The organism is Helcobacillus sp. ACRRO (assembly GCF_022347125.1).
Classification (GTDB): Bacteria; Actinomycetota; Actinomycetes; order Actinomycetales; family Dermabacteraceae; genus Helcobacillus; species Helcobacillus massiliensis.
In genome coordinates this window covers 1-12,720 of sequence record NZ_JAKRNG010000040.1, presented here as the reverse complement: position 1 = coordinate 12,720, position 12,720 = coordinate 1, and the positions used below count along the sequence as shown (strand labels likewise).

The 12,720-nt window shown below is 68.1% G+C and carries 9 protein-coding genes, 1 tRNA gene and 1 rRNA gene; 7 read left to right on the top strand and 4 right to left on the bottom strand.

Features of this window, described 5'->3' with window-relative positions; genetic code table 11:
- Nucleotides 1-481: 481 nt before the first annotated feature.
- Nucleotides 482-1,120, bottom strand: coding sequence for a uracil phosphoribosyltransferase (gene upp / locus MHY20_RS10850; protein WP_183377024.1), 639 nt, complete (start codon nucleotides 1,118-1,120; stop codon nucleotides 482-484).
- Nucleotides 1,121-1,214: 94 nt separating this feature from the next.
- On the opposite strand from upp, the gene tadA reads away from it, so the two are divergent.
- The gene (gene tadA / locus MHY20_RS10845) at nucleotides 1,215-1,751 is read left to right on the top strand and encodes a tRNA adenosine(34) deaminase TadA (RefSeq protein WP_221187325.1); all 537 of its coding nucleotides are present in this window, start codon (nucleotides 1,215-1,217) and stop codon (nucleotides 1,749-1,751) included.
- On the opposite strand, the gene MHY20_RS10840 is transcribed toward tadA, so the two are convergent.
- Nucleotides 1,724-2,365 carry an SRPBCC domain-containing protein gene (locus MHY20_RS10840; protein ID WP_183377025.1) on the bottom strand — a complete coding sequence of 214 codons (642 nt, stop codon included), beginning with the start codon at nucleotides 2,363-2,365 and terminating at the stop codon, nucleotides 1,724-1,726. The genes tadA and MHY20_RS10840 overlap by 28 nt on opposite strands.
- A gap of 137 nt (nucleotides 2,366-2,502) precedes the next feature.
- Here MHY20_RS10840 and MHY20_RS10835 point away from each other — a divergent pair, with 137 nt between their 5' ends.
- The 4 genes from MHY20_RS10835 (at nucleotide 2,503) to MHY20_RS10820 (ending at nucleotide 7,558) form a co-directional block, all read left to right on the top strand.
- Nucleotides 2,503-3,522, top strand: coding sequence for a methionine ABC transporter ATP-binding protein (locus MHY20_RS10835; protein WP_183377026.1), 1,020 nt, complete (start codon nucleotides 2,503-2,505; stop codon nucleotides 3,520-3,522).
- Entirely contained in the window at nucleotides 3,519-4,220 is a 702-nt protein-coding gene (locus tag MHY20_RS10830) for a methionine ABC transporter permease (protein ID WP_183377027.1), read from the top strand. The genes MHY20_RS10835 and MHY20_RS10830 overlap by 4 nt, the downstream gene beginning before the upstream one ends.
- A gap of 178 nt (nucleotides 4,221-4,398) precedes the next feature.
- A complete protein-coding gene (locus tag MHY20_RS10825) occupies nucleotides 4,399-5,271 on the top strand; it encodes a MetQ/NlpA family ABC transporter substrate-binding protein (RefSeq protein WP_239376754.1) in 873 nt (290 codons plus the stop codon).
- Nucleotides 5,272-5,455: 184 nt separating this feature from the next.
- Complete coding sequence (locus MHY20_RS10820) at nucleotides 5,456-7,558, top strand: hypothetical protein (RefSeq protein ID WP_239376753.1); 2,103 nt, start codon at nucleotides 5,456-5,458, stop codon at nucleotides 7,556-7,558.
- A gap of 196 nt (nucleotides 7,559-7,754) precedes the next feature.
- On the opposite strand, the gene MHY20_RS10815 is transcribed toward MHY20_RS10820, so the two are convergent.
- Together MHY20_RS10815 and MHY20_RS10810 are read right to left on the bottom strand one after the other, a co-directional pair.
- Nucleotides 7,755-8,924, bottom strand: a complete 1,170-nt coding sequence (locus MHY20_RS10815) for a hypothetical protein (RefSeq protein ID WP_239376752.1) — start codon at nucleotides 8,922-8,924, stop codon at nucleotides 7,755-7,757.
- 261 nt (nucleotides 8,925-9,185) lie between these two features.
- Nucleotides 9,186-11,465: a S9 family peptidase gene (locus MHY20_RS10810; RefSeq protein WP_239376751.1), complete on the bottom strand. Its 2,280-nt coding sequence runs from the start codon at nucleotides 11,463-11,465 to the stop codon at nucleotides 9,186-9,188.
- A 98-nt stretch (nucleotides 11,466-11,563) separates the two neighbouring features.
- On the opposite strand from MHY20_RS10810, the gene MHY20_RS10805 reads away from it, so the two are divergent.
- Both MHY20_RS10805 and MHY20_RS10800 read left to right on the top strand, forming a co-directional pair.
- A tRNA-Ser gene (locus MHY20_RS10805) sits at nucleotides 11,564-11,651 on the top strand.
- A gap of 994 nt (nucleotides 11,652-12,645) precedes the next feature.
- Nucleotides 12,646-12,720, top strand: a 16S ribosomal RNA gene (locus tag MHY20_RS10800); the annotation flags it as partial.

Here is a 12,720-nt window from a genome sequence, read left to right as displayed (position 1 = left end):
GGACGGTGCGGATGGCGGCGGGGCGGTCGAGCGTGATGGTCACAGGAGTCTCCGATGATGCGAAGGGGCGGTTCTTCGCCGGGATCCCTGCTGGTGGTCGCGTCTGCGCGATCCGTTCCTCAGCGGTCGGCCTGGGCGGCGATGTCGCCTGCCTGCTCGGCCTGGTGGGGTGTGCTCCCGGCTGGGCACCTGGAGCCCGCGTCTGCTTGACCGGCTCCTGTCAGCCGGTTCCTCCGCGAGGGTGCGCTCAGAAGCGCGGCTGACTCTGCATCATCTGCATCATCATCGCGCGCATCATGGCGGCACCGGTGGTCGGTGTCGCTGCGGGATGCACGTGATGGGTCATGGCCTCAACTATCGACCAGAGCCGCGCATCTGGCAAACAGCCGTTCACATAATGAAACGCGGACCGGGAAGCACCCGGCCCGCGCTGTGGTTCGCTGACGCCGTCGGCCCCTCCGGGACGGTCAGCAGGGGAGGCTCAGTCGACCACGCCGAAGAGGCGGTCGCCGGCATCGCCCAGGCCGGGCACGATGTAGCCGCGCTCGTTGAGATGATCATCGACCGCCGCGGTGACCACGGTGAGGTTGACGTCCTCCGCGATGGACTCCTCCAGGGTCTTCAGACCCTCCGGTGCGCACACGAGGGTCACGCAGGTGACGTCCTTCGCGCCGCGCTCCAGCAGGTACTCCACCGCGGCGATGAGGGTGTGGCCGGTGGCGAGCATCGGATCCAGCACGAAGCACTGACGGCCCGTCAGGTCCTCCGGCAGTCGGTTCGCGTAGGTGGTGACCTCGAGGGTCTCGTCATTGCGGACCATGCCGAGGAAGCCGACCTCGCCGGTGGGGATGAGGCGGGTGAGGCCGTCGAGCATGCCGAGGCCGGCACGCAGGATCGGCACGATCATCGGCTGCGGATCGGTGATCTTCATGCCGGTGGTGGGCGCGACCGGGGTGTTGATGCCGGACGGCGCCACAGCAACGCTGCGGGTCGCTTCGTAGGCCAGGAGGGTGACGAGCTCATCGGCGAGCTGGCGGAACACAGAGCTCGGCGTCTTCTTGTCGCGGAGAACAGTCAGCTTGTGGGCCACCAGAGGGTGGTCGATCTCAAGAACGCGCATGCCAGGATCCTACCGAACGGGGCCGGGACTACGGTGTCCTTCACCGCTCGGTACACTTCCCTGGAGCATCCGTCGGCCGGCAGGGGAGGCACGCATGAGCGACCACGACCTGATGGAGCCCGCCCTGAGGGAGGCCCGCGCCGCCTGCGCGCCCCCGCGGCACGACGTCCCCATCGGCGCCGCCGTCTACGCGCCGGACGGCACGCTCCTCGCAGCCGCCGGCAACCGCCGAGAGGCCGACCAGGACCCCACCGCGCACGCCGAAGTCCTCGCCCTGCGCGAGGCGGCGCGCGTCACGGGCCGCTGGAACCTCGATGGCTGCACTCTCGCCATCACGCTCGAGCCGTGCACGATGTGCGCGGGCGCGATCGTCCTCTCCCGGGTGCGGCGTGTTGTGGTGGGTGCGATGGATCCGAAGGCCGGCGCCGCCGGATCCCTGTTCGACCTCGTGCGGGAACCGCGCCTCAACCACCGGGTGGAGCTCACCTGCGGCGTGCGGGCCGAGGAGTGCGGGGCAATGCTGAAGGACTTCTTCCGCTCACTGCGCAAGGAGCGGGCGGCCCGCCGGCGCGCCGCGCGGGAGGCGACCGACGGGCCCGCGGATCAGGCCTCGTCCTCCGGGGCCGCCTGACCGGTGTAGAAAGCCGCGGTGCGCTCCGCCGCCTGCGCCGCCGCCTCGGGGTCCCCGCCGCCAGCGGCGTGCGCCTGCCCCCAGGCCCGCGCGGCGCCCTCGATGTAGGCGCGTCCCTGCTCGTCCTCGTGCAGGTGCGCCATCTCCTCCGGGGCGGCCGACGGGTCCCCCGCGAGGAACCGCGCGAGCGCCAGCAGCGCGCCCTCCCACGCCACGCCGACGGCGCCCGGACCGAACCGGTCCCAGTGCTCCCCGCCGGGAACCACGTGCGTCAGGGTGACCTGTGTTCCTCCCGCCGGGTGCTCCGCGAGCGACGCGGTGAACGTGGTGGACTGCCCCATCGACTCCCAGGTGAGGGCGAAGTTCGTGGGACGCTCGCAGCGGGTGATGGTGCCAGAGGCGCCGTTGGTGGGCAGCGTGTAGTCGCCGCCTTCGCGCAGATCGCCCTCGGCGGGACCGAACCAGCCGGGGAGCTGATCGGGGTCGGTGAGGGCCTGCCAGACCGCTTCGATGCCGGCTTCGACGGTGCGGGACACGGTGACGGTGGAGACCGGTCCGGCGGCGAGGACCGCTCGGTGGGCGTTGGACAGTTCGACTGCTGCGTTGATCGACATGCCCCCCAGCGTACGGACCGTGCAGGAGCGCTGGGTCACAGCCGCGGTGTGGGACGGCGCACGTCGCAGGCGGGGAGTGTTTCAGTCTGTGAACGGACACTCTCCTGACGTGACCCCTTCGTGTCTTTAATTGGCACGTGATCACTCTTGAGAATCTGACCAAGGTCTTCCCGGGCCCCGGTGGTGGAGCGGATGTCGTCGCCCTCGACGACATCTCCCTGCACATCGAGCCCGGCGAGATCCACGGCATCGTGGGCCGCTCCGGTGCCGGCAAGTCCACCCTGATCCGCTGCCTGACGGGTCTGGAGAAGCCCACCAGCGGCTCCGTCACCATCGGCGGCACCGCTGTGTCCGGGCTGGAGGGCAAGCAGCTGCGCGCCGCCCGCCGCAAGATCGGCATGGTGTTCCAGCACGCGAACCTGCTGGACTCCCGCACCGCGGCGCAGAACATTGCCCACCCCCTGCAGATCGCCGGCACCCCGAAAGCGGAGATCAAACGGCGTGTGGCCGAACTGGTGAAGCTGGTGGGGCTGGAGGGCCGCGAGGACAACTACCCCGCGCAGCTGTCCGGCGGCCAGATCCAGCGCGTCGGCATCGCTCGCGGTCTCGCCGTCAACCCCGAGGTGCTGCTGTGCGATGAGCCGACGAGCGCGCTCGACCCCGGCACCACCCGCCAGATCCTCGACCTGATCCGCTCCCTGCGGGACCGCTTCGGCATCACGGTCATCTTCATCACCCACGAGATGGCGGTTGTGCGAGAGATCTGCGACCACGTGTCCCTGCTGGAGCACGGCCAGCTGGTGCAGACGGGGTCGCTGCTGGAGGTGGCGTCCGATCCGTCGGGCCGTCTCGCGCAGGAGCTGATCCCGCTGCCTCCGGCGCCGACGGGGCTGAACGCCCGCGTGGTCAACCTCGACTACGGCGACTCGACGTCGCTGCGCACCACGGAGGACCTGATCGCGTTCGCGAACACGCACGGCGCCGAGGCGAGCCTCGTGGCCGGCACCATCGAGACGATCAGCGGAGTGCAGGTGGGCCGGATCCAGCTGGCTCTGCGCAACTCCTCGGGCCGGCCCGTGTCCGATGAGGGGCTCGCCGGGTTCATCGCCGCCTGCGAAGCCGAAGACGTCCTTGCCGAGGAGGTGGATGCGCGATGAACAAGCTCTCCGAATGGTTCTCCGACCCGGTGTTCACCTCGACCACCGTCAACTCGTCGCTGTGGATCAATACGTGGCTGACCATCTACATGACACTGTGGACGATGATCCTCACCGTCCTCATCGGCGTGCCGCTGGGCGTGCTCCTGTTCGAGACGCGCCGCTCCCGCTCAGCGCTGGCGCGCCGCCTCAACGCGGTCGTCGGGTTCATCGTGAACGTGCTGCGCTCGTTCCCGTTCGTCATCCTCATCATCGCGCTGATCCCGCTCACCTCGGCGATCATGGGCCGCGCAACGGGGCCCGACGCCGCCATCGTGTCCCTCACGATCGCGTCCGTGCCGTTCCTGGCCCGGCTGGTGGAGGCGGCGCTGCGCGACCTGCCCGCCGGCAAGATCGAGGCGGTCGCGATGATGGGCGCGAGCCGCATGCAGATCATCCGGCAGGTGCTGATCGCCGAGGCGATGCCGGGCCTGATCGCGGCGATCACCACGACAACGATCGCGGTCATCGGGTACACGGCGATGGCGGGCACCGTCGGCGCCGGCGGCCTCGGTGACCTCGCGTTCCGCCGCGGCTACCAGAACTACAACTCGCTCGTCATGGTCGCCACCGTCGTGGTGCTCGTGGTGATCGTGATCCTCGTGCAGGTCATCGGCGACTGGCTGGCCCGCCGGGTGGACCACCGCGCCCGGTCCTGAGGGCCGACGGGGGCCGCCGAGGCTCCGCACCGGGCTTCTCGCCCGCGTCCGTCGGCCTGCCTTCGGCGCAGCCGCCCCACGGGTGCCCGCGCGCCCCGTCATGTCCGTTCATATATTTCGTTCCTCAGCAGGCCGCCCGCGCATGCTGATCACCACCACCCCCTCGTAAGGAGACCCCATGTCTGATTCCACTGCACGCGCGCGTGCCCTCACCGGTGCCGCGCTGTCGCGCCGCTCCCTGTTCGCCGCCGGTGCTTCCGTGGCCGGGCTCGGCGTCCTCGCCGCCTGCGGCGCGGGCGTGGACACGAAGGCGGGCGAGAAGGGCACGGTCGTGGTCGGCGCCAGCCCCGTTCCGCACGCGAAGATCCTCGAGTTCGTGCGCGACAACCTCGCGGAGAAGGAGGGCCTGACGGTCGAGGTCCGGGAGTACACCGACTACATCCTCCCCAACAAGGACCTCGCCTCGAAGGATCTGGACGCGAACTTCTACATGTCGATCCCGTACTTCGACACCGAGGTGAAGGCGAACAGCTACAAGTTCACCGCCGGAAAGCCGGTGCACGTGGAACCGCTGGGCCTGTACTCGGAGAAGGCGAAGTCCACCGACGACATCCCCGAAGGCTCCGAGATCGCCATCCCGAACGATCCGACGAACCGCGGCCGCGCACTGTCGCTGCTGGAGTCCGCCGGCCTGATCAAGCTGAAGAGCGGCCTGGCGCCGAACTCCGCGACCGCTGAGGACGTCGAGGAGAACTCGAAGAAGCTGAAGTTCACGGAGCTGGAGGCGGCGATGATCGCCCGCACGCTGAAGGACTTCGGCGCCGGCGTGGTCAACGGCAACTACGCGATCGAGGCGAAGCTGAACCCGTCCGAGGATTCGATCTTCCTGGAGCCGGCGAAGGACAACCCGAACGCGAACATCCTCGCGTGGCGCACCGAGGACGACTCCAACGAGGACATCAAGAAGCTGGAGAAGCTGCTGCACTCGCCCGAGGTGAAGAAGTTCATCGAGGAGACCTACACCGACGGCTCCGTTCTGCCCGCGTTCTGACAGCGGCCCACCGCCTCCTCACCGAACCCGGCCCGGATTGTCCTTTTCGGCTATCCTGGTCGGGTTCGGCCATGTGAGCATTCGCCGGTTGGCCGACGGGTGCAGTGACCACCATCGATGGTGCCTGCGAGCCCCACTTCCCCCGATTCCTGACCCGATTCCTCAGCAGAGAAGAGTCCCCACCATGTCCAACCCGCCGCAGCCTCCGCAGGGCGGCTCGCACGCCGCCGGCGGTTCCGCCAACGGCGTGCCGCCGTCCCAGCCGTCCGCGCCCGAGCAGTCCTGGGGTCAGTACCCGTCGGCCGCGCCGGCCCCGCAGGGCCAGCACCCGTCGGCCGCTCCAGCGCCGGAGGGCCACGCCGCGCAGGCCCAGCCGCCGCACCCGGCGCATCCCGGCCAGCCCGCCCAGCAGCAGGCGCAGCCGGGCCAGCCGATGCAGGGCGGCCAGCAGCTTGCACCGCAGGGCCAGCAGGCCCAGCCGCAGGCCGGTCAGCAGTTCCACGGCCAGCAGCACTCCGAACCGACCGCGGAGCAGATGAAGGCGCACCTGTCCGGTCAGATGGAGCGCTTCGGCATCTCCAACCCGCTGCCGGCGATCCTCGCAGCGCTCGCCACCTACGGCGCCGGTCTCGTCGCCGCGATCATTACCCTCGTCTCGCTCGTGATCGCCGGCGCGATCGGGGCGTCCGGATCCTCGAGCACCACCGACATCAGCGAAGGCATCACCGGCATGGATGCCGACGGCGTGGGCGCCATCATCGGCCTGCCGTTCCAGTTGGTCGCTATGGCCTGCTTCGCCGCGCTGAACCTCGTGTACGACGGTGAGGAGGAATTTGCGATCCGCTTCGTGCCGATCCTCGTGTTCCTCACCATCCTCGTGTTCGGCTTCCTCGCCGGCCGCTTCATCCAGAAGCGCAGCCATCAGCCATCGCTGCTGCACATCGCGGTGTCCTCGCTGATCGCCGGGTTCCCCATCGCGGTGATCGGCACACTGCTGCCGTTCATCTTCGCAATCCGCGAGTCGGACGCCCGCCTGGATGCGGCCGGCCCGGGCGGCTTCTTCGGCCTCTGGTTCGTGTTCTCCCTGGTGCTGGCAGTGGGCCAGTTCTCGGGTGCGCAGCGTCCCCGCTGGTGGGCTGCTGTGCGCGAACTGTTCGCCGGCTTCCGCCTGGCGTTCGTCCACGCGCTGATCCTCGCCGTGGTCATGGTCGTCGGGTTCTTCCTGTACGGACTGTTCCAGGGAGTGGGCTTCACCGACCTGCTCTCCATGGTGTTCGTCCTGCCCCTGCTCGGCGGCGCTTTCGGCGGTCTCGGGGTTGCGATCGCGTCCCTCGCCGGCATCACCGTGTCCTATTCGGGCTACGGCGCCTCCGGGGCGGACGTGCTGACCCTGTTCAGCACGCCCTGGTACGTGATCCTCCTGGTCCTCCTGCTGGATGTTGTGCTGCTGGTGGCGATGGCGGTGCTGTGGTCCCGTGGTCGCCGAGTGGTCCCGGGGAACATGCTGTCCATCGTGACGTCGTGGCTTGCGCTGCCCACCGCGTACTTCCTCGCCGGCATCGCCCTGACCGCGATCTCCACCCTCAACGGCGGGACGAGTCTGCTGGACGGCGGATTCGGCTCGCTCGGCGGCAGCCTCGGTGCCCCGCTGTGGGCGCCGTTCCTGTTCGCCATCTGGGGCTTCGTGGTGGAGCTGCTGGCGCGCTTCGGCGGCCCGTTCATCACCCCGTTCATTCCGGAGGCGCTGACCAGCTGGATCCGCCGCAGCCGCCTGTCCGGCAGTCACTACGCTCCGCGTGAGGATGCGCTGGTCGACTCCCAGCCGCTCGCCGCGCTGCAGCTCGGTATGCCGGCTGCTGGTGCCGGTGCTGGTGCGGCGGCAGGTGGTGCCGGGCAGTCCGCCGGCAACGGTCAGCCTGCTCAGCCGGTGCACCCGGGCCAGCCGATGCAGAGCGCACCTCAGCAGTCCGCGCCGTACCCGCCGCAGCAGAGTGCCCCACATGCACCGCAGCAGAGTGCCCCGCATGCACCGCAGCAGTCCGCGCAGCAGGCGCCGTTCGACCAGAACGCCTACCCGCAGTCTGCGCCGCAGGCACCGGGCCAGACCGGTGAGCAGCAGTACGGCTCCGCCCAGCCCGGTCAGCCGAACTCCGCTCCGCCGGCGCCGGGCTACCCGAATTCGGCGCCGCAGGCACCGGGGTACCCGAATTCGGCACCGCCGGCGCCGGGAAGCACCGGTGAGCAGCCGCAGCAGTGGCGACCCACCCAGGACGGCCAGCAGAACTGACCTGCTGGACCCGGTCAGCAGAACTGGCCCGCTGTCCCCGGTCAGCCTTGGCGGGCTGAACTCTGGAAGAGAAAACCACCTCTGGAACGCTCCAGAGGTGGTTTTCTCTTCTGAATTCTGGGTGTCGCGGTGATTGACGCCGCGTCCCGATCCGCAGCGGACGCTCCCCTCAGCAGCGGGTGCTCCCGCGCTCGGATCAGCGAGCGGAGTCAGGCGCGTCGGTGCGGCGACCGCGTGGCAGCAGGCCCTCGCCGCTGGCGACGCGTCGAACAGTCCTGATGATCATCATGATCAGCAGGATCACGCCCACGTAGCCGTTGATCACGTACACCAGGTTGACCATGTCGCTGAACGGCAGGATCAGGCCGATCACGGTGCCGAGTGCCGCCAGCCCCACCGTCAGGTACTTGAAGTTCGGGGTGCGGTCGGCGAAGAAGCGCGAGGCAACAGTCCACAGCAGCGGCACTGCGGTGGTGTAGATGCCGGCGACCACCATCACGGAGATGCCGGAGGCCAGCAGCGGGCTGATGTCGGAGGCGAGCGTCAGCATCGGAATCTCCGAGGTGCCCACGTGCGCGATGTTCGCCAGCAGACCCATGCCGACGATGGAGCAGGCGATGGCGAACGCGGTGCCGCCGAGGATGCCGCCGGCGACTCCTTCCTTCTGCGACCGGGTGGACTTGCCCAGCGCCGTCAGGAACGCTGCGAGCCACAGCATGCAGAAGCCCACGTACGACAGGGCCGACATGAACCAGTTGGAGGACGCCTGCTTGACCTCGAGGGTGGGCAGGAGGGCGACCCCGTCGGCCAGGCCCGACGGGTTCCGCAGCACGCCCACGAGGCCGAGGGCGATGGCGACCACGACGATCAGCGGGCCGATCTTGCCGATGACGTCCACCAACGACTTCAGACCGAACCACACGCTGAGGCCGACGGCGATCGCAAGCGCCACACCGCCGATGTACGGAGAGAGGCCGTAGTGCTCCTTGAAGACGGCGCCGGCGCCGGACACCATCACGGTGAAGCTGAGGAACACGAACAGGGTGGAGAAGTAGTCGAAGCCGGTGCCGAGGATGCGGCCGCAGTAGTACTGAAAGATGCTGGAGGGGCGCTCGTACTGTTCGGCGCGGCCCACCGTCAGGAACTCGACCGAGACGTAGCTGATGAGGATGAGCGTGACCAGGGCGGTGCCGAAGATCCCCCAGTAGCCGTAGGAGGCGAAGTACTGGAGGATCTCCTGGCCGGTGGCGAAGCCGGAGCCGATGAGGAAGGCGAGGATGGCGCCTGCGTAGGTGAGGATGCGCAGCGCACTGGACTTCTCGGTTGTGGCGAGGTGCGCGCGGGTTGGCGAAGAGGTGGTCGCCATGGGGATTCTCCTTCACTGGTGTGCACATCGATGTGCAGCAGCTAAGTTGTGGACGACTGATATATCAGGGTTGCGGTGATGCTAGCCCGTCGTGACCCACGTCGCAACCTCTGCCCGCGGTGGCGCCGTCCCCGCCTGTCCCGCGCCGCCCCGTCCGGCTCCCGACCCGACGTTGAGAAGAATGATCCACCCCTGGAGCGCTCCAGAGGTGGATCATTCACCGGGATTTCGCCGGTCGGGTCCGGCGCTGGCGTCAGACGGTCAGTCCGCCGTCAGCAGCTGCGTCGCGTCGATCTGATCGAGCAGGAATGCGAGCTGCTCGGCGCGCTCCTCCCACTTCGCGTAGCGTCCCGAACGACCGCCGTGCCCGGCGACCATCTCCAGCTTGAACAGGATCGGACGGTCCGGGATCGGCGCTGCCTCCTCGGGGCGGCCGCTGTAGTTGGAGGTCTCTTCGCGCAGGCGGGCCACCCATTTCGCCGGTTCCACGAAGAACACGCGGATGTCGTTGAGGCTCGTGGTGGCGAGGGTCGCGGGGTACTGGACGTCGCGGATGTTCTCGGTCGGGGAGTACCCCTTCATGTAGCGGTACACCTCCGGGTCCTCCAGCGGGTTGCCCCACTCCTCCCATTCGCCCACGGTCAGCGGCAGACTCGGGTCGAGGATGGTGGTGAGTGCGTCCACGAAGGGGACGGCGGCGTGGATCGCGCGGAACTTCTCCGGCGCCAGGTTCGCGACGGCGCCCATCAGCAGGCCGCCGGCGGAGCCGCCCTCAGCGGCGATGCGGTCCGGGTGGAACCAGCCCTCGTCCACGAGGAACTGGGCGCAGTCCACGAAGTCGGTGAAGGTGTTCTTCTTCTTCTTCAGCATCTTGCCGTTGTCGTACCAGTCGCGGCCCATCTCGCCGCCGCCGCGGATGTGCGCGATGGCGACCACGACGCCGCGGTCCAGCATGCTCAGCCAGCTCGGCACGAGGGAGGGATCGGACGGGATCTCGTACGACCCGTACCCGTAGAGGAAGCCGGGGTTGCCGCCGTCGGGCTTCACCTCGGCGCGGTGCACGAGGGAGATGGGGATGGCGGTGCCGTCCTGCGCGGTGGCCCAGAGCCGGTGCTCGCGGTACTGGCGGGCATCGAAGTTGGGGACGTTCTTGACCTTGAGGATGGTGGGCTGCTGCTGGGGCCCGGCGGTTGCGTCGATCTCGGCGATGGTGAGCGGGGTGAGCATGGACTGCAGGGCGTAGCGCACGGTGGTCTGCTCGAACAGGTTGTTGTGGACGAGGTCCACGCCGTCGAGTTCGCCGCCGTGGGAGATGTCCCAGGCGAGTCGCGCGTTCCAGCGGGCGGCGAGGGAAGCGCTGCCCCCGTCGGCCTCCCTGCCACCGTCGGCCTGCTCGGCGCGGGGGATGATGCGGACGGCGGGGCGCCCGTCGGCCCGCATGGAGACCGCGATGTGGGAGGCGAACGCGTCCACGGCGGCGATGCGCTCCCCGCTGGCGGCGTCGAGGACGTCCGCCCAGCAGCCCGGGGTGTCGGTGGGGTTGTTGCGGGGACCGACGGAGTCTGCCGCGCATGCGGCCACGGAGAATCCGCTGGTGGTGGCGTTGTGGACGATGAGCAGGTGGTCGCCGGCCCACTCCACGGAGTATTCGAGGCCGGGGGTGCGGCCTCCGACGGTGACCGGCTCGGCGTCGGGGTCGTCCAGCGGCATGATCCAGCATTCGCTGGTGGTGCGGGAGGCGGCTTCGGCGACGAGCATGGTGCCGTCGCGGGATTCGCTGAAGCCGATCATGAACTTCTCGTCCTCTTCTTCGAGGATGAGGCGGTCCTCCGACTGCGGGGCGCCGATCGTGTGCATGTGGATGCGGTACTGCCGCCACGCGTCGTTGTTGGTGGCGTAGATGATGCGGGAGCCGTCGGTGGAGAAGGCGAGGCCGTAGGCGATGTCGGTGACGCCGTCGTCGATGATGTCGCCGGTGGTGAGGTCCTTGATGATCAGCCGGTACACCTCACCGCCGGTGGTGTCGACGGCGTAGGCGAGGCGGTTGGATGCGTCGTTGACGGTCATGCCGCCCAGGGAGAAGAACTCTTCGCCTTCGGCGAGGGCCTGTGCGTCGAGGATGATCTCCTCGCCGTCGAGGAGGGCGTCGCTGGTGTCGTCGATGACGGGCGGGGCGTCGGCGTAGTCACCGGTGGCGCGGATGCGGGAGTAGCGGGGGTAGTCGTCGCCTTCGCGGGTGCGGGTGAGGTACCAGAAGTCGCCGTCGCGGAAGGGGACGGAGGTGTCGGTCTCCTGCGTATGGGAGCGGATCTCCTCCGTGATGGCGCCGCGCAGGTCCTTCAGCGGCGCCATTACGGTGTCGCTGTAGGCGTTCTCCGCCGTGAGGTGCTCGATCACCTCGGGGTTCTCCTTGTCGCGCAGCCAGTCGAAGTCGTCGACGACGTCGTCGCCGTGGTGGCTGCGGATGATGGGACGCTTGTGGGGGATCGGCGGGATGGTGCGCTCGGCCGACGGGTTCTGCGGTGTCTCGGTTCCAGTCATACGGGGAAGCCTATCCGCGCGGACGCGGTGCGTGACCTCGAACGCATGAACTGGAATCGACTTGGCGGCGACTGCAGGCTCCGGTAACGTGTACGGACGGTAGCGTGTCCGAGCGGCCGAAGGTGCGACACTCGAAATGTCGTGTGCGGCAACCCCGCACCGGGGGTTCAAATCCCCCCGCTACCGCCGAAGATTCGGCTCCGCAGCATCGCCCAAGGGCATGCAGGAGATCGACGCAGAAGGACCCCGGTTCGGCCGGGGTCCTTCTGTCGTTTCCGGGGTCGGGCGCAGAACCGGATGGCTGCAGCGGTCAGAGTGACGACCGGGGTACCGGGTGACCGCCGCGGCACTGGCGGGGCAGTGGATCGCCCCCTCTCCGGGGCGCTTACGGACGTGCCGCCGTGCGCTTGCCGACGATTGATGGCTCTGTTCGGGACGTCAAGCGCCGGATCTCCCACATCCGCAGAAGGATCGATGCCCCCGGCTTGGGACGGACGGTGCTCCCCTCGTAGCCGCGCCGCTCGATGCCCCATTCCTGCCTGAACTGCTCGATGACCCCTCCCGTACCCGCACCCGTAGGTGCTGCAATCCTGCCTGCACCGATAGGTGCTGCCGGTGACCAAGCAGAGTGGTAGCGGAGTGCAAGCAGGGAGGTGGAGGAGGAAGGACCACCGAACTGTTGGGGGTCGGTGCTGCAGTGGCGGGAGGCTCTCGGGAAGGTCTCAGGGAGTGATCAGAACCCCAGGACAGAGCGGTTTTATGACACGGACCACGAAACACCCGGTTGGGCTTGCGCGCCTCGGTTCGGGGGCCGTAATGTTTTATCTCGTTGCCCCGCAGGGCGGTGAACGGGAGATGAACTTCTTCCGGGTGCTGCTCAGGGAGATAACTGAAGAGGTGGACCGGGACGGTCGTTCGGTGTGGCTGAGGTCACGGAGCCGGAATTTGACAGGGTCTGGTCAGCTGAGTAGGTTAGAGGGGTTGCTCCGGAGCGGACCGCCGATTGTGATCGGGGGCGAGGTTCGGGTGCGCAAGTTGTTTGATATCTCAATAGTGTGTCTGTTTATTGATGCCAAAGTTTTTTTGGCAGAGGATCAATTTTTTAGTTGATTTCTTCGGACAATTGAACGCAGATTTTTATCAGCGTCGGTTGTTTGTTTTCTGCCGGGTTTCAAATTTTTTTATGGAGAGTTTGATCCTGGCTCAGGACGAACGCTGGCGGCGTGCTTAACACATGCAAGTCGAACGATGAAGG